We start from the raw sequence: 16,382 nt of genomic DNA on the forward strand, positions 1-16,382 counted from the left end.
ATGTCGATCGGCTGCCGTGCCGCGGTCCCTTTCCGGCGAAGGAAGAAGCTGTCCCAACCGCATACGCGAGGTGACGTCCGGCCCAGATAGATGCCAGCCGACGGGCTGACCGGCGGCAGCGGTGCCGTCAAGCCATTGCGGGGAGGATGACCCGTTCCAGCACCGTGAGCGGGGTCCGCCACTGGTCGGGGTCGTCGTAGTTGCCGGCGGTGACGGCTACGGTGAGGTCCAGGTCGGGCAGGACGAACAGGCGCTGGCCGCCGTTGCCCATGCCGGCCACCAGCCGATGGCCCTCGATGGATTCGATGTACCACTGGTAGCCGTACTGCGCGCCCCAGCTGGTCTGCAGGCGTGGCTGGAGCATCGTGCGGATCCAGTCGGTGGGGACGATTCGCTGACCGTTCCAGGTTCCCTCGGCCAGCAGCAGCTCGCCGATCCCGGCCAGGTCGCGGGGCGCGAGTCGCAGCCCGGACGCGGCGGAGGCCACTCCGTCCGCGCCGGTCATCCACTCGAAGCTGCGGATGCCCAGTGGCGCGAACAGCACGGACTGCGCGTACTGCGGCAGCGACTGCCCGGTGCCGTCGGCGATCAGTCGGGCGAGCAGAGCCGTGGCACCGCCGCAGTAGGTCCATCGGGTGCCGGGCGGCTCGAGGATCGGCCGCTCCAGGATGTACCGGTACCGGTCCGGCGCCAGCTCCATCGCGATCTCGGCGTTGGCCGCGCTGTTGTACGGGAGATCCTCGCGCCATTCCACACCCAACGACATTGTCAGCGCGTGCTCGACGGTGAGCCGGGCACGCTGAGGGTCGACCGCCAGGTCGGGGTACTGCGGGAACAGCCGCAGGAGCGGCTCCGCCGGCGGCGGGACCAGTCCTTCGCCGAGCGCAATGCCGTACAACAGCACGGTCACGCTCTTGGTGACGGACCGGATGTCGTGCAGCGTCTCGGGCCCGAACTCGACGACGCCCAGCGAGTCGCCCCAGGCGAAGTCCTCGCCGGCTCTGTAGTACTCCAGCAAGGTTTGACCACCGCGAACCGCCGCGACGGCGTGCAGACCGCCGACCTGGCCAGCTTGGAGTATTTCGTCGAGACGGTCACGCAACTGCGTCGTCATTGGCACTCCAAGGGGGCGATGTCGGCCGACGGAACAGCATGCTCGTTATACCGGGATTTCTCTGTTGGAGCGGCCCGGGTGGGCGGGCCCAGCCCCGCCCGCCGCAGCCAGAATTCGTTGTGAGAGACGGCCACCTCCTGGCGCAGAGCCTCGACGTTGACGTCCAGAACCCGTGCCGGCCCATTTTGCGTACCAGACCTTTAATGAGGTCGCTGTAGATGGGTGCGCGGGGTGGCGCCGAGCACAAGCAGCACAACCCGCCACGCCCAGCGCGAGCTGCCGGCGCGGATCCGCATCTGCCGCTAACCGCGCGTCTTGACCCGCGTCGGGGATCGCATGCTCCAGCGATAGGCGGCACCCCAGTTACGCGCTGTGACAGCCCGACCCGGGGAGAGCCGGCCGACTGTCACGCTCCAAGTGAAGCCGATGTGTGACGGATCAAGTGGAAGCCCGACACAGGCCGGCTGTCGGGCTGCTGCGGGCCTCGACCCGCGCGACTGGGCTCCCCGCGAACTGCGGCACAGCTTCGTGTCCAAGACGACCCGCGAGGCCCTGCGGAGGCTCGGCGAAAGCCTCGATCAATGAGCCGTTGCTGTACTTCACTGCCGTACAAGATCAGAAATGGCCATCCGGGAGATCCCGAATGGCCTCTGACCTGCGTCGGGACGGCCGGATTCGAACCGACGACCCCTTGACCCCCAGGACGCTTCGCCACACGTCCACGCACGTCACGCACGCCATCTTCAAAATCAGGCCGTGCGGTCGACGTCGGGCCGCGCGCCATCGCGCAGGCCGTGTGGTCCCTACTTGGTCCCCGGGACGCTGACACGCTCGATGACCGCAGCGCGCGGTTTAGGAAGTGTGGTTACGGGCGGAGATCGCTCGGCAATGATCTGGCCTGACCTGCGCCGTCATGCTGGCAGCCACCTCCAGAAGCTGACCGCCGTTGACCCTCGACGCCCATCCGATCGGGCACGCAAGGGGCACGGGCCAGTTGGGGCGCCGGTAGGTTGCCGTTGGCGAAAATCTATCCGCCCTAGCCGTCGGGTTGGTAGCCGGGCGGTGCGATCCGCCCACCAGTTCTTCAGAGGAGTGCACTCATGATGGACTTGGTCGAGACACTGTTGCGTCTGGCGAAGTCAGATGACTTCGCGGAGCGGGCGCGGGCCGGCACCGAGCTGAGCCGGTTCGCTGGATCCGACAACATCGACGAGGTGCTCCAAGAGCTCCTGCTAGATGACGACAACACCTCTCCCGTTCAGGAAACAGCGGAAGCCTTGATCAAGCGTGGTGACAGAGCAGCGCTCCGTCCATTCGCCGCAGCCTGGCAACGAGCTAACTCAGCGCAGGACAACACCCACCTAACAGAGGTCGCTGACTACCTCTACGGCGCCACCAGCTACGGCCTTTGGCTTGACTCGACTGAACCTCAGCGCACCGGCCTCCAAACGGTGCTTGCGACACTGCTCGATGACCAAGACGAGTCGGTCCGCAAGGGTGCCGGCAGCCTGCTCAGCACGCTCCCCGGTGCTTGCTAGGGCTCGATGCAGCGGATCTGCGGGACTGGCCGCCGGGTGCGGCGGAGCCCCGAGGTCTTCATGGTCCGGGTCGCCTACCAACGTGGCCGGCCAGCCCGGCCGATGCCGGCCGGAGGTCGCCAGCAGGCCGGGGTAGGCCAGCGCGGCCCGCTTCGCGGGCCGCCTTGATCCAGAGAACGAACAATTCGGCAAATGACCCGGGTAGCCACTGAAACTTGACCAACGGTCAAGCAGCGCCAAACCAGCTCCAACTTGACTGATCTTGGTCCCCAAAACGGCGAAAGGGCCGACCCGATTTCCGGACCAGCCCTCTGACCTGCGTCGGGACGGCCGGATTCGAACCGACGACCCCTTGACCCCCAGTCAAGTGCGCTACCAAGCTGCGCCACGTCCCGCCCTCGCGTGGTCTCCCCCGCGACAGCCGGTACAGCTTAGCGCAGCAGCCCCCCGTCGTCCGCACAGGCCCCACCCGGGTCGCTCCACGGCCGAACCACCGCACAACCCATAAGGCGTCCTAGGAGGATAGGGAGAAGATTGGGTGCGAAAATGCCGGATGGGCGGGTGCCCATCCGGCATTTCCGAGCAGACAGATCAGCCGTGTGCCTTGCCTCGGCCGCCGGGGCCGAGCTTCTTGCGGGGGCGGACCGAGATCTCGATCGGGCTGCCCTCGTACCCGAACTCCTCACGGAGCTTGCGCTCGACGAAGCGCTGGTAGCCGGCGTCGAGCGGGCCGGTGGTGAAGAGCACGAACCGCGGCGGCGCCACTCCGGCCTGGGTGGCGAACAGGATCCGCGGCGCGCGTCCACCGCGCACGGGGTGCGGGGTGGCCTGCACCAGCGCGGTGAGCCACTGGTTGAGGTGCGCGGTCGGCACCCGCGTCTCCCAGCTGGCCAACGCCTTGTTCAGGGCCGGGGCCAGCTTGTCCACCGCGCGGCCGGTCATCGCCGACAGGTTCAGCCGGATGGCCCAGGGGATGCGGCGCAGTTCGCGCTCGATCTCCTTGTCCAGGTAGTACCGGCGGTCGGCGTCGACCAGGTCCCACTTGTTGAACGCGATGACCAGCGCCCGGCCGGTCTCGGTCACCATCGACAGGATCCGCTGGTCCTGCTCGCTGATGGGTTCGCTGGAGTCCAGCAGCACCACGGCCACCTCGGCGGCCTCGATGGCCGCCGCCGTGCGGAGGCTGGCGTAGTACTCGGTGCCGCTGGCCTGACCAACCCGCTTGCGCAGCCCGGCCGTGTCCACCAGTTGCCAGGTCTGACCGCCGATCTCGACCAGGCTGTCCACCGGGTCGACGGTGGTGCCGGCGACCGCGTCGACGACGGCGCGCTCCTCGCCGGAGAACCGGTTGAGCAGGCTGGACTTGCCGACGTTCGGCCGGCCGACCAGCGCGACCCGGCGCGGCCCGCGCGGCCGGTTCTCGACGATCGCCGGCGCCTCCGGCAGCGCGGCGAGGATGGCGTCCAGCAGGTCGCCGGAGCCTCGCCCGTGCAGCGCGGAGACGGGGAACGGCTCGCCGAGGCCGAGCGACCAGAGCGAGGTGGCCTCCATCTCGATGGAGGTGTTGTCGGCCTTGTTCGCCACCAGGATCACCGGCTTGGCGCTGCGCCGCAGCATCTTCACGGCGGCCTCGTCCACGTCGGTGGAGCCCACCATCGCGTCGACGACGAAGAGCACCACGTCGGCGGTGACGACCGCGGTCTCGGCCTGCGCCGCGATGGCGGCGGCGCGGTCCTTCGCGTCCGGTTCCCACCCGCCGGTGTCCACCACGGTGAACGCCCGGCCGTTCCACTGCGCGTCGTACGGCACCCGGTCCCGGGTCACGCCGGGGATGTCCTCGACGACCGCCTGCCGGCGGCCGATGATCCGGTTGACCAGCGTGGACTTACCCACATTGGGGCGGCCGACCACGGCCACCACCGGCTGCGGGCCGGACGGATCCTCGGAGTCGATGTCGGGCTCGCGCAGCTCGACCCATCCGTCACTGTCGGTCATGCCACTCCCAGATCGGATCAGCAGTTCGCGAAGCGGACGGCGACACGTCGCCGTTCCCGCTCCGGAGCTGAGAAGCACGACCGCGTCCGTCGCCGCCGTGCCGGTACACTTGATCCGTCAATGCTACTGTCCGCATTCGCGAACGCCCGAGGTCCCTGCCAAGCTCACGTCGGCGACGCCACGTAGGCTTTTCAACGGGTGACCTCTACTCATCTTCCCACCGGCCGGTGGGAGACCGGACGGATGGCAATGAACGGGATTCTGGCGGTAGTCGGGCTGGCGGGCACCGGGAAGTCGACGGTCGTCGCCATGGTGCAGAAGGCGACCGGTGCTCCCGTCGTCTACTTCGGCGGCGTGATCGTGGGTGAGGTGCGACGCCGTGGTCTCCCCGTCAACGAACAGACCGAACGCACCGTCCGGGAAGAAGTGCGCCGCCTGCACGGTATGAGCGCTGTCGCCCAGCTCGCCGCCGACGACATCGGCAAGCAGCTGACCGAGCAGCCGCTGGTCATCATCGACGGCCTGTACAGCTACGCCGAGTACGAGTACCTGACCGAGCGTTTCCCGGACACGCTGCGCACCCTGGCCGTGCACGCCCCGCGTGAGATGCGCGAGGAGCGACTGGGCAAGCGTGCCCACCGGCCGCTGACGCCTGAGGAGATCACCTCGCGTGACCTCCGCGAGATCAGCACCCTGGACAAGGCCACGCCGATCGTGCTGGCCGACTGGCACGTCGTCAACGACGACAGCGTCGACGTCCTCGCCGAGCGCCTGGACCGGGTGGGCCTCACCGACGTGCGCATGTCCCGCTGACCGTCGCCGACAACCAGCGCGCCGCGTGGTGTGATGGGCCGGTGGAAACGGGACTCCGGTGACGCGACACCCCCGGGGTCCGGCACTCGTGGTGGCGGTCGAGGGCCTGGAGGGCGCCGGCAAGACCACGGTGGTGCAGCGGTGCGCCGCGATGCTGTCGGCCCGGTCGGTGTCCGCCACGGTGGTGCCGGAGTTCACCAGCTCACCGCTCGGCAGCTACCTGATGACCCGGCTCTCCACCGACCGCTTCCTGCGTGACCCGGCCAACGTCCCGTCGGCGTGGACGCAGGTGTTCTCCGTCGTGGCCGACCTCGCGTACGCGGTCGAGTACGCGGTGCCGGCGGCGGCCCGTACCCACACGGTCGTGCTCAAGGACCGGTGGCACGAGAGCGTGGTGGCGTGCCAGCACGTCGCGCTGGCCGACGAGTACGGGCTGGACGACCGGGTGGCCTGCGGGATGATCGACGGTGTCGTGCGCACCCTCCCCGACCCGGCGGACGTCAGGATCTGGCTGCACGCACCGGAGGCGGTACGCGTTGACCGGTTGCGGGCACGGGCCGACTACGACCCCGAGGACCTGCCCGTGCTGCGGCGGCGGGAGCGGGCGTACCAGCAGTTGCTGAGTGACCCGCGGCGGCGCGGCGGGTTCGTCTTCGTGGATTCGTCGCGGCCGGTCGGCGAGGTCGTGGACGCGGTGCTGGAGACGATCATGACGGCACTCGACGGCCCGTCGCGTTAGAGGACCAGCTTGGGCGCGGCCAGCCCCACCTCGCGGTACGCGAACCACCGTTGCAGCACCCGCTTGACGTCGGTGCTGCACTGCGACGCGGCCAGGCCGGCCAGCCCCACCCAGCGGATGCTCACGTGCTCGGTGCTCAGCACGGGGACGGCCGTGGGTTCGACATCGACCGCGAAGTTGAACTGTCGGGCGAGCCGACCGTCGGAGTCGACGTAGTCGAAGATGGCGAAGATCTCGGAGGCGGCGCGGACGCGCAGGCCGGTCTCCTCGAAGACCTCCCGGGACAGGGCGTCGAGCAGGGTCTCCCCCGGCTCCACCTCGCCACCGACGATCTCCTCGAAGCCACCCATGAAGTCGTCGGGACGCCGCTTGGCCAGCAGCACCTCCGTGTCGCCGTCCACCAGGCGAGGGACGACGGCCCCGACCACGAAGCGCTCGATCTGGTCGGCGGCGGCCGCGGCCACGGCGGCGGAGACGGAGACGGAGACGGGATGCCGGGCCGGATCGGCGTCCGCCATGTCGAGTTCGTCCAGGGCGCGCGCCAGACACGCACCCAGTGCCCGGAAGCGCTCGGCGGTGCCCGGGTCCTCCCCCACGGGCACCGGGACCCGCACCACCGCGGACTGGAGGTGTTCCGCCACGGGGACCGGCCGCCGCAGGCTGACGCCCGGCTTGTCGGTGACCGGGGATCGGGGGTGCTGGAAGAGGTGCCAGTGGGAGAGGCTGCCGAAGGTGCCCGCGCCGGTCAGCTCCTGGTAGCCGGCCTCCCGCACGTACGCGACCAGCCGCCGCACGTCGGCCGGCGGTCGGTGCACCACCAGGGGCAGCGCGTAGTAGGAGCACTGGACCTCGGGCGACGGCGGCAGCAGCGGCGAGATCGCGTCCACCGGCCCGAGCGCCTCCAGGAACCGCTCGACGTGGCGCTGCTTGGCGACCAGCCAGCGTGGCAGCCGGTCGAGGTAGACGGCGGCCATGGCGACGCCCAGTGGGTGGGCGCGGTACTTCAGGCCCAGGCCGGTGTCGGCGTACCGGTGCAGGGGATGGTCCTGCGGTATTTCGTTGATCGACCGACGGTTGAAGTGCCCCAGCAGGTTGGCCCGGACGTAGATCTCCTGGTCGTCGGTGCAGAGCACACCACCCTCGCCGGCGGACACGATCTTGTTGCCCTGCAGGCTCCAGGCCGCCACGTCGGCCAGGCCACCGACGGGTTCTCCGGCCACGGACGCGCCATGGGCGTGCGAGCAGTCCTCGACCAGCGCGATCCCGTGCCGGTCACAGAACTCCCGGTACAGGCGGACCGGCTGCGGATAGCCCCACATGTGGGTGATGACCATCGCCCGGGTCCGCGGGGTGACCAGCCGTTCCGCGAGGTCGAGGTCCAGGAGGCCGGCGACGGTCGAGTCGACCAGCACGGGAACGGCCCCGAGTTGGAACAGCGGCAGAGCGGTGGCGAAGAAGGTGTACGCGGGGCAGAGCACCTCGTCGCCGGGCCCGATCTCCAGGGCGTAGTACGCGCTGTGCAGTGCCGCCGTTCCCGACGAGGTGAGCAGGGCGTACCGGGAGCCGGGCAGACGCCGGAACCGTTCCTCGAAGTCCTTGAGGACGCCGGACCGGTCGTAGATGGACACCGACTCGTCGAGCTGGCGCAGCACGGCCGCCCGGACCTCGTCGTCGATCGGCGGCCAGGCCTCCGGCCCGGTGGGCGTCGGCTCAGGCGTTTCGGGAGACACCAGGTTCGTCCTCTCTCACCAGTTGCCCCGCCGCGTCCGTGCGGTACGCGTCAGCGATCGCGGCCATCACCCGCAGCCCGTGGCGGTTCTCCCACCTGGCCCGGCGGCGCGAGGCCAGGTCGGCCACCGCGCTGCCGATGGTGTGGGAGGCCGCCGAGACGGGGTCGTAGGAGAACCGCCAGCTCCGGCTGGCACCGCCGGGCAGCCGCATCTGCAGGTACGACAACCCGGCCCGGATCACGGCGCCGTTGCCCACGAAGATGTACCGCTCATCCGCCACCTCGGCCAGCCTGGAGATCTCCATGGTTCCCCGGCTCCCGTCGCGGTGCACGCAACCGAGCCGGACCTGCTCGTCGACCAGGTAGCCCGGGCGGCGCGCGATGTCGGTGACCGTGAGCAGAGTCGGCCTGCCGAGCAGCCGCAGGACCAGATCCAGGCAGTGGTAGCCCATGTCGGAGATCACGCCGTCGCCGGCCATCTCCGGGTCGTTGCGCCAGGTCTGCCGGTACGACGCCGACGGCCGCCAGTATCGGGCCCGGTAGCGGACCGCGGGGCCGAGCCAGGGCAGCAGGCGGGCGAGCAACCGGAAGACCGGCAGGAACGGTCGGTCGACCAGGGGGTGCAGCAGGTCAGCGGCGTCCCGGTACAGCCGGCGAGCGTGCGACAGGTCGCGGGCGTACGGCTTCTCCTTCAGGACCGGGCAGCCGAGCTGGGTGAGGTGGCGGGTGGTCCGCTCGTGCGCGCCGTGCGGCACGGCGACCAGGGCGAAGTCGTACCGTTCGGCCACGGCCGGGAGGCCGGGCAGGAAGCGGGCCTCCGGCGTGACCCAGCCGGCCGCCTGCGCGGCCCGGAACGCGTCGAGCCGTTGCGGCGACGTGTCCACCACGTCCACCACCCCGATGCCGCACCGGGCCAGCGCGGGCAGCAGGACCCGCTGCGACCGGTCTCCGAGACCGACCAGCAGGCAGCCCCGCCTCGGGTTCGGCTCGCCGACCCGGCGGAAGGCCGACCGGCCGCGAACACTCACGCGGGTCGGGCGTCGTTCCACAAGGCGTCGACCTCGTCGCCGAACTGGCGATACCACCGGCCGTCCGCGGCGGTGACCCGGAGCCAGGGCTTGTCGTAGTTCTCCAGGCGGTACGTGTAGTACTTGAGGCAGATCAGGCCGTTGTCGGTGCGGTAGTCCGCCGCCACCACCCCGAAGGGGAACGGCGCGGGCGAGAAGCGGACCTCCGCCCGGGCCTGCGGAATGGCCATGAGCTGACGGAAGTCCGCCGCGCCGTCATTGATCAACCCGCGCTGCCGATCCTTCAGGAAGGGCCGCTTGGACCGCATCACCGCGTAGTCGACCGCCGGCCCGTCCGGGTCGTACAGCATGACCCGCAGTTCCTTGCCGGCCTTCACGAAGGCCGTCAGGTGTGACTCGTAGTTGCTGAAGGTCCGGGCCAGGTCCACACCCGCGAGCACCACCACCGAGCTGCCCGCGAGGAGCGCGGGCAGCTCGTAGGGAGGCTCCTGTTGAAACCGCGCCCCGGCCGCCGCCCTGCGCAGGTCGGCGACCATGTCGGTGAGCTCGAACCGCAATCCCAGCAGCGCGAGACCCAGCGCACCGATTCCGGTCACCGTGAGGGCGGTGATCAGCTTGTCGTCCGCCCAACCGAACAGTGACGCCAACACGGCGCCCAGGCTCACCAGCAGCACCACGGCCAGCTCGACGTGCTGCCCGCGGCGGAACGCGCCCACCATCCGGCGGAATCTCACCGCCGCGCCTGTCTCGTCGCTCGCATTCGCGAAACTCTATCCGGCCTCCGCTGGGCGCGGAACCGCCGGAACTGACAGCAAGAAAGGACGATCGGGACGGCGACCCGGTCGAATCCGGCTCCGGACGACGACGGTCGGTGGGCGCCCGCCGACGGTCAGTCGCCGACCGCGTTGAACAGGGCGGCGACCTCGGCGTTGGTCAACCGCCGGATCCGCCCGGTGCGCAGGTCACCGAGCCGGATGGGCCCGATCGAGGTACGCACCAGCCGGGTGACCGGGTGTCCGACCTCGGCCAGCAACCGCCGGACGATGTGTTTGCGCCCCTCGTGCAGGCTCAGCTCCACCTGGGCGCTCTTGCCCAGGGTGTCGACCACCTTGAACGAGTCGACCTTGACCGGCCCGTCCTCCAGCTCGACGCCGGCCAGCAGCCGCTTGCCCAGGTTGCGCGGGATCGGCCCGACCACCTCGGCGAGGTACGTCTTCAGCACCTCGTACGAGGGGTGCATGAGCTTGTGCGCGAGGGTGCCGTCGTTGGTGAGCAGCAGCAGGCCCTCGCTGTCCGCGTCGAGCCGCCCGACGTGGTAGACGCGCTGCTCCACCCGGTTGCCGATGAACTCGGCCAGCTCGTTGCGGCCCTTGTCGTCCGCCATGGTGGTGACCACCCCACGCGGCTTGTTCATCGCCACGTAGACCAGGCGGGTGTCGACCTGGAGGCGCTCGCCGTCCACGTGGATCACGGCGGTGGCCGGGTCGACCTTGTCGCCGAGCTTGGCCACCCGGCCGTCCACGGTGACCCGGCGGCGGAAGATCAGGTCCTCGCAGGCACGCCGGGAACCCACGCCGGCGGCGGCGAGCACCTTCTGCAGGCGCTCGGCACCCTCGTAGACGGGGGCGTCGGGTTTGGGGGAACGGTTATCGGGTCGCATCAGCAAGCTCTTCTACGTCGTCGGGCAGGAAGGGTGCGAGGGGCGGCAGCTCGTCGACGGTGTTCAGCCCGAGCTTCTCCAGGAAAAGCGTGGTGGTCCGGTAGAGGAACGCCCCGCTGTCCGTTTCGGTGCCGCACTCCTCGACAAGGCCGCGCGTAACCAGCGTACGGATGACCCCATCGCAGTTCACACCCCGGATGGCCGAGATGCGCGAACGGGTTACCGGCTGCTTGTAGGCGACCACGGCGAGGGTCTCCAACGCCGCCTGGGTCAGCCGTACGGACTGCCCGTCCAACACGAACCGTTCGACATAGGTCGCGTATTCCGGCCGGGTGTACAGCCGCCAGCCGCCAGCGGCCCTGCGCAGCTCGAACCCGTGCCCGGCGGCCGTGTAGCCGGCGGCGATCTCGTCGAGCATCGGCCCGACCCGCTCGGCCTGCTGCTCCAGCACCTGGGCCAGGACCAGCTCGCTCACCGGCTCGTCGACCACCAGCAGGATCGCCTCCAGCGCTCCGCGCAGCTCGGCGTCGGAGAGCACCGGCGCGGGCTCCGGCTCGACCGGCGCCCTCCGCCGCCCCACAGCCTGCCGACGGGGTACGTCTGCGACCCCGCCCTCCCCCGCACCCTCCGCGCCCGGCTCGACGGCACCCGGCTCGCCCTCAGCCGACTCGCCCGCGCCCGGCTCGCCCGCGCCCGCGCCCGGCTCGCCCGCGCCCGCGCCCGGCTCGCCCGCGCCCGGCTCGCTCGGCTCGCCCGCGATCTTGGCAGAATCCGGCCCCCCGTCGGCTCCGGGAGCGGTTTCGACGACCTCGGAGGCGGTGGGGGCGGGTGGGCGGGGGCGTTCCCACGGCGGAACCCAGGCGGCGGCCTGATCGGCCAGGGAGTCCCGGCGTTCCTCGTCACTCATCCCGCTCACCCTCCGTCGTTTCCGTCCCGTCCGGTCGCTCGGCCGGTCCTGCCGACACTGCCTCCGGCTCGGGCACAGCCTCCGGCCCAGGCGCCGATTCCGGCTCGGCCGGGGTGCCGGCGTACTCGTCGACGTGCAGTTCGGTGTCGCCGTCGGCCGGGCCGGTCCAGCGCACGGTCAGCTCCTCCAGGGCCTGCTCCTGCACGAAGGCCACCAGGCCCTCCCGGTAGAGCTCCAGCAGCGCGAGGAAGCGGGCGACCACCTCCAGGGTGGCTTCGCAGTCGGCGCAGAGCAGCGAGAAGGTCGCCGTGCCGGCGCGGCGCAGCCGGGCGGTGAGGATCGCCGCGTGCTCCCGGACGCTGACCCGGACCATGTGCACGTGGGCGATGGAGACCTCCGGCACCGGCTTCGGGGTCATCGCCTTCACGGCCAGTTTCAGCAGTCGCTGCGGGCCGATGCCGAGCACCAGGTCGGGCAGCGCCTCGGCGTACCGGGGCTCCAGGCTCACCGCCCGCGGGTAGCGCCGACCGCCGACCGCCTCCAGCTCGGCGATGTGCGCCGCCGCCTCCTTGTACGCCTTGTACTGCAGCAGCCGGGCGAAGAGCAGGTCCCGCGCCTCCAGCAGGGCGAGGTCCGCCTCGTCCTCCACCTCGGCGGCGGGCAGCAGCCGGGCCGCCTTCAGGTCGAGCAGGGTGGCGGCGATCAGGAGGAACTCGCTGGCCTCGTCCAGGTCCCACTTGTCGCCCATGGCGCGGATGTAGGCGATGAACTCGTCGGTGACCTTGTGCAGGGCCACCTCGGTGACGTCGAGCTTGTGCTTGCCGATCAGTTGCAGCAGCAGGTCGAACGGGCCGGTGAAGTTCGCCAGCCGGACGGTGAAGCCGGACGTCTCGGGAGCCTCGGGGGCGGGCAGCACGCCGTCGACCTCGGCGGCCAGCTCGGCGGCGACCGCCGGGGCGGTGGCCTCGTGCGGCCCGGCCGGCGGGTCGAGGGGTGGCGCGGTCACCGGACGACCGTAGTGCACGAGGCGGACACCGGGTGTTCCGGCTACCGCTCCGACTGGGCGGCGATCACCTCGCGGGCCAGCTGACGGTAGTTGCGCGCCCCGGAGGACGCCGGGTCCATCGTGGTGATCGGGGCACCGGCCACGGTGGACTCGGGGAACTTCACCGTCTTGGTGATGACCGTCTGGTAGACCTTGTCGCCGAACGCCTCCACCACCCGCTGGAGCACCTGACGGCAGTGCGTGGTGCGGCTGTCGTACATGGTGGCGAGGATGCCCTCGAGCTCCAGGTCGAAGTTGAGGCGCTCGCGCACCTTGTCGATGGTGTCCAGCAGCAGCGCCACACCCCGCAGGCTGAAGAACTCGCACTCGAGCGGGATGAGCACACCGTGCGCGACGGTCAGCGCGTTGATCGCCAGCAGGCCGAGTGAGGGCTGGCAGTCGATCAGGATGTAGTCGTACTCCTTGCGGACCGAGCGCAGCACCCGGGCCAGGGCCATCTCCCGGGCCACCTCGTTGACGAGCTGGATCTCGGCGGCGGAGAGGTCGATGTTGGCCGGCAGCAGGTGCAGGCCCGCCACGTCGGTCTTGATGAGGACGTCCTCGGCGGTCACGTCGTCCTGCATGAGCAGGTTGTAGACGGACAGGTCGAGGTTGTGCGGGTTGACCCCCAGGCCCACCGAGAGCGCGCCCTGCGGGTCGAAGTCGACCAGCAGCACCTTGCGGCCGTACTCGGCCAGCGCCGCGCCCAGGTTGATGGTGGTGGTGGTCTTGCCGACGCCGCCCTTCTGGTTGGCCATCGCGATGATGCGCGCCGGACCGTGCCGGTCGGTGGGCATCGGCTCGGGAATGGGCTTGCGCATCGTGTAGGCCGCCGGATCCGCCGGACCCAGGTCCGCGCCGAGCGTGGCCTGCTGCTCGCGGAGCTCCGACGTCCAGGTCTCGGCACGGTCACCGTTGCCAGCCATGTCCTCGTTGCCCCCTCCCGACGACCCACCCGGCGTCGGAGCCGTCCGACGTCCTTCGCGGCGCCGCTGCGCACCCCGGTCTTCTCGCCCCAGGAGGTCCGCGCCGATGCCGACTGTACGCCACCGACCAGCAGGGGGTTCGGCACCGGCCCGGCGTGTCGGGGCCGACCGCGACGAGGGCTCAGCCGCGGGCGCGTGGGTGGGCGGTGGCGTACACCTCGCGCAACCGCTCGACGGTCACCAGCGTGTAGACCTGGGTGGTGGTCACCGAGGCGTGACCGAGCAGTTCCTGGACCACCCGCACGTCGGCGCCGCCGTCCAGCAGGTGGGTGGCGTACGAGTGGCGCAGGGTGTGCGGGGAGACCGCGGCCGGCCCGTCGACCGGCAGCCCGGCCCGGGCGGCGCCGCGACGCAGGATGGCCCAGGCGCCCTGCCGGGTCAGCGCGCCGCCGCGCGCGTTGAGGAAGACCGCCGGGGTGCCCCGGCCGGCGGCGGCCAGCCCGGGTCGGGCCCGGACCAGGTAGGCGCGCACCGCCTCGACGGCGTACCCGCCGATCGGCACCAGCCGCACCCGGCCGCCCTTGCCGCGCAGCAGCACGGTGCCCTCGTCGGTGTCGAGGTCGTCCACGGCGGCGCCGACCGCCTCGGAGATCCGCGCGCCGGTGCCGTACAGGAACTCCAGCAGCGCCCGGTCGCGCAGCGCGAGCGGCGCGCCCTCGCCGGTCGCGGTGACCGGGCCGGCGGTCTCCAGCAGCCGGACCACGTCGTCGACCGGCAGCGCCCGGGGCAGCCGGCGCGGCGGGGTGGGTGGGCGGACCTCGCGGCTCGGGTCGGCGCCGGACAGCCCTTCGCGCAGCGCGAAACGGTGCAGGCCGCGCACCGCGCTGGCCGCGCGGGCGGCGGAGGAGACCGCCAGCGGGGGGTGCGTGTCGTCGCCGGCGCGCAGCCGGGCCAGGTGCGACTCGACGACGCCGGCACCGACCGACGCGAGGTCGGCGACGCCGGCATCGGCGAGGGTCGCGAGGTACCGCTCCAGATCCCGGCGGTACGAGGCGAGGGTGTTCGCGGACAGGCCCCGCTCGACCGTGAGGTGGTCGAGGTAGCCGCGCACGGCACGGCGCAGGGCCGGCGCGGGCTGTACGTCCGCGCCGGCCGGGGCCGGGATGCCGGTCAGGCCGCCACCGCTCAGGCCAGCGCGTCGGCCAGCGGGAGCACGCCCATGCCGTGCGCCTCGGCGACCGGGCCGTAGGTGACCTGGCCGTCGTGGGTGTTCAGGCCCAGCGCCAGCGCCGGGTCGCGACGCAGCGCCTCGCGCCAGCCGTGGTTGGCCAGCTCCAGCGCGTACGGCAGGGTGACGTTGGTCAGCGCGTAGGTGCTGGTGTTCGGCACGGCGCCGGGCATGTTCGCCACGCAGTAGAAGATCGACTCGTGGACCTTGTAGACCGGGTCGGCGTGCGTGGTCGGCCGCGAGTCCTCGAAGCAGCCGCCCTGGTCGATGGCGATGTCGACGAGCACGCTGCCCGGCTTCATGCGGGAGACCAGCTCGTTGGAGATCAGGGTCGGCGCCTTGGCACCGGGCACCAGTACGGCGCCGATGACCAGGTCGGCGTCGAGCACCGCCCGCTCAATCTCGTACGCGTTGGACGCGACGGTCTGCAGGTGGCCGCGGTAGATGGCGTCGGCCTGGCGCAGCCGGGCGACGTTCTTGTCCAGCAGCAGCACCTCCGACTGGAGGCCCAGCGCGATGGCGGCGGCGTTCATGCCGGAGACGCCCGCGCCGATGACCACGGTCTTGGCCGCGTACACGCCGGAGACGCCGCCGGGCAGCACGCCGCGCCCACCGCCGGTACGCATCATGTAGAAGGCGCCCACCTGCGGGGCGAGCCGGCCGGCGACCTCGGACATCGGGGCGAGCAGCGGCAGCGACCGGTCGGGCAGCTCGACGGTCTCGTACGCGATGGCGGTGACCTTGCGGTCGATCAGCGCGTCGGTGCAGACCTTCGAGGCGGCCAGGTGCAGGTAGGTGAAGAGCACCTGCCCCTCGCGCATCCGGTGGTACTCCTCGGCGATCGGCTCCTTGACCTTGAGCACCAGCTCGGCGGTCTCCCACACCTCGTCGGCGGTGGCCAGGATCTTGGCGCCCGCCGCGGCGAACTCCTCGTCACTGATGCTGGAGCCGACACCGGCGCCGGATTCGACGAAGACCTGGTGACCACCGCGGGTGAACTCGTTGACGCCCGCCGGCGTGATCGCCACGCGGTACTCGTGGTTCTTGACCTCGCGTGGGATTCCGACCTTCACGATGCAGACACCTCTCTTCGGGGCTGCTCTCCCCCGACTGCTCGGTGCCGCGACGGCCCCATTGCCACCGCGGTCCACCGGTCCCGCCGGCGGCAGTCTAGGCGCGCCCGGCGCCGCCGCGAGCCAGCACAGTGCCATCCGGTGCCCGGCTGTCCTGACGGAGTGTCAGGGCTGTCGACCGGGCCGGCAGTGGGAGGCAACCTCAGCCGACAGGACATTGTTCGCCCATTATCGTCCCATCTGGCGGGTACCGGTGCGGACAGCGGGCGAGTGGATCACTAGTGTGTCGGCCCATGACCACTCCTCCTTACCAGCCGGGGTACGCCCCGGGTTACTCCGACAAGAGCAAGGTCGTCGCGGGCATCCTCGGCATCCTGCTCGGCACCTTCGGCGCCGGTCGGTTCTACACCGGACACACCAAGATCGCTGTGCTCCAGCTCGTGGTGAGCATCGTGACGTGCGGTGTCGGCGCGCTCTGGGGCGTCATCGACGGCATCCTCATCCTGGTGAACGGCGGCACGGACGCGCAGGGTCGACCGCTGCGCGACTGATCCACCCGGACCAACGGCGAAGGGGCCCCGCGGCTG

Annotated in this window: 15 protein-coding genes and 1 tRNA gene; 4 read left to right on the forward strand and 12 right to left on the reverse strand. The window is 71.0% G+C overall.

The window, feature by feature from the left end; translation table 11 throughout:
- Positions 1–127 precede the first annotated feature (127 nt).
- On the reverse strand, positions 128–1,114 hold the full coding sequence (locus tag ACTWLT_RS29440; protein ID WP_445321174.1) for a serine hydrolase domain-containing protein: 987 nt from the start codon (positions 1,112–1,114) through the stop codon (positions 128–130).
- Between the two features lie 1,100 nt (positions 1,115–2,214).
- On the opposite strand from ACTWLT_RS29440, the gene ACTWLT_RS29445 reads away from it, so the two are divergent.
- Positions 2,215–2,652, forward strand: a complete 438-nt coding sequence (locus ACTWLT_RS29445) for a hypothetical protein (RefSeq protein WP_445321175.1) — start codon at positions 2,215–2,217, stop codon at positions 2,650–2,652.
- Between the two features lie 321 nt (positions 2,653–2,973).
- Here ACTWLT_RS29445 and ACTWLT_RS29450 read toward each other — a convergent pair.
- Both ACTWLT_RS29450 and der read right to left on the reverse strand, forming a co-directional pair.
- A tRNA-Pro gene (locus ACTWLT_RS29450) sits at positions 2,974–3,047 on the reverse strand.
- Positions 3,048–3,243: 196 nt separating this feature from the next.
- Positions 3,244–4,647: a ribosome biogenesis GTPase Der gene (gene der / locus ACTWLT_RS29455; RefSeq protein WP_252417692.1), complete on the reverse strand. Its 1,404-nt coding sequence runs from the start codon at positions 4,645–4,647 to the stop codon at positions 3,244–3,246.
- Between the two features lie 249 nt (positions 4,648–4,896).
- Between der and ACTWLT_RS29460 the strand changes: the two genes are divergently transcribed.
- Positions 4,897–5,460 (forward strand): AAA family ATPase, encoded by a 564-nt coding sequence (locus ACTWLT_RS29460; protein WP_445321176.1) that lies wholly within the window; start codon positions 4,897–4,899, stop codon positions 5,458–5,460.
- 58 nt (positions 5,461–5,518) lie between these two features.
- Positions 5,519–6,199: a dTMP kinase gene (locus ACTWLT_RS29465; protein ID WP_445321177.1), complete on the forward strand. Its 681-nt coding sequence runs from the start codon at positions 5,519–5,521 to the stop codon at positions 6,197–6,199.
- Here ACTWLT_RS29465 and ACTWLT_RS29470 read toward each other — a convergent pair.
- The 9 genes from ACTWLT_RS29470 to ald all read right to left on the reverse strand — a co-directional run bounded on the left by ACTWLT_RS29470 (position 6,196) and on the right by ald (position 15,795).
- Positions 6,196–7,929 (reverse strand): DegT/DnrJ/EryC1/StrS family aminotransferase, encoded by a 1,734-nt coding sequence (locus tag ACTWLT_RS29470; RefSeq protein ID WP_445321178.1) that lies wholly within the window; start codon positions 7,927–7,929, stop codon positions 6,196–6,198. The genes ACTWLT_RS29465 and ACTWLT_RS29470 overlap by 4 nt on opposite strands.
- Positions 7,910–8,956, reverse strand: a complete 1,047-nt coding sequence (locus ACTWLT_RS29475) for a Gfo/Idh/MocA family protein (RefSeq protein ID WP_445321179.1) — start codon at positions 8,954–8,956, stop codon at positions 7,910–7,912. The genes ACTWLT_RS29470 and ACTWLT_RS29475 overlap by 20 nt, the downstream gene beginning before the upstream one ends.
- A complete protein-coding gene (locus ACTWLT_RS29480; RefSeq protein WP_445321180.1) occupies positions 8,953–9,675 on the reverse strand; it encodes a hypothetical protein in 723 nt (240 codons plus the stop codon). The genes ACTWLT_RS29475 and ACTWLT_RS29480 overlap by 4 nt, the downstream gene beginning before the upstream one ends.
- A gap of 170 nt (positions 9,676–9,845) precedes the next feature.
- On the reverse strand, positions 9,846–10,616 hold the full coding sequence (locus ACTWLT_RS29485; RefSeq protein ID WP_252417698.1) for a pseudouridine synthase: 771 nt from the start codon (positions 10,614–10,616) through the stop codon (positions 9,846–9,848).
- Positions 10,603–11,523: an SMC-Scp complex subunit ScpB gene (gene scpB, locus ACTWLT_RS29490; protein WP_445321181.1), complete on the reverse strand. Its 921-nt coding sequence runs from the start codon at positions 11,521–11,523 to the stop codon at positions 10,603–10,605. Before scpB ends, ACTWLT_RS29485 begins: the two co-directional genes overlap by 14 nt.
- Positions 11,516–12,529, reverse strand: a complete 1,014-nt coding sequence (locus tag ACTWLT_RS29495) for a segregation and condensation protein A (RefSeq protein WP_445321182.1) — start codon at positions 12,527–12,529, stop codon at positions 11,516–11,518. Before ACTWLT_RS29495 ends, scpB begins: the two co-directional genes overlap by 8 nt.
- Positions 12,530–12,570: 41 nt before the next feature.
- Positions 12,571–13,494, reverse strand: a complete 924-nt coding sequence (locus tag ACTWLT_RS29500; protein WP_088990243.1) for a ParA family protein — start codon at positions 13,492–13,494, stop codon at positions 12,571–12,573.
- Between the two features lie 181 nt (positions 13,495–13,675).
- Positions 13,676–14,659, reverse strand: a complete 984-nt coding sequence (locus tag ACTWLT_RS29505; RefSeq protein WP_445321197.1) for a site-specific tyrosine recombinase XerD — start codon at positions 14,657–14,659, stop codon at positions 13,676–13,678.
- 20 nt (positions 14,660–14,679) lie between these two features.
- On the reverse strand, positions 14,680–15,795 hold the full coding sequence (ald, locus tag ACTWLT_RS29510; protein WP_445321183.1) for an alanine dehydrogenase: 1,116 nt from the start codon (positions 15,793–15,795) through the stop codon (positions 14,680–14,682).
- Between the two features lie 293 nt (positions 15,796–16,088).
- On the opposite strand from ald, the gene ACTWLT_RS29515 reads away from it, so the two are divergent.
- Complete coding sequence (locus ACTWLT_RS29515) at positions 16,089–16,346, forward strand: TM2 domain-containing protein (protein WP_252417702.1); 258 nt, start codon at positions 16,089–16,091, stop codon at positions 16,344–16,346.
- The last annotated feature ends 36 nt before the right edge of the window (positions 16,347–16,382 follow it).

The organism is Micromonospora yongxingensis (genome assembly GCF_052601155.1).

Coding starts and splice junctions, on each gene's coding strand:
- ACTWLT_RS29440 (WP_445321174.1), bottom strand. CDS start 1,114: ATGACGACGCAGTTGCGTGACCGTCTCGACGAAATACTCCAAGCTGGC.
- ACTWLT_RS29445 (WP_445321175.1), top strand. CDS start 2,215: ATGATGGACTTGGTCGAGACACTGTTGCGTCTGGCGAAGTCAGATGAC.
- der (WP_252417692.1), bottom strand. CDS start 4,647: ATGACCGACAGTGACGGATGGGTCGAGCTGCGCGAGCCCGACATCGAC.
- ACTWLT_RS29460 (WP_445321176.1), top strand. CDS start 4,897: ATGAACGGGATTCTGGCGGTAGTCGGGCTGGCGGGCACCGGGAAGTCG.
- ACTWLT_RS29480 (WP_445321180.1), bottom strand. CDS start 9,675: ATGGTGGGCGCGTTCCGCCGCGGGCAGCACGTCGAGCTGGCCGTGGTG.
- ACTWLT_RS29485 (WP_252417698.1), bottom strand. CDS start 10,616: ATGCGACCCGATAACCGTTCCCCCAAACCCGACGCCCCCGTCTACGAG.
- scpB (WP_445321181.1), bottom strand. CDS start 11,523: ATGAGTGACGAGGAACGCCGGGACTCCCTGGCCGATCAGGCCGCCGCC.
- ACTWLT_RS29500 (WP_088990243.1), bottom strand. CDS start 13,494: ATGGCTGGCAACGGTGACCGTGCCGAGACCTGGACGTCGGAGCTCCGC.
- ACTWLT_RS29515 (WP_252417702.1), top strand. CDS start 16,089: ATGACCACTCCTCCTTACCAGCCGGGGTACGCCCCGGGTTACTCCGAC.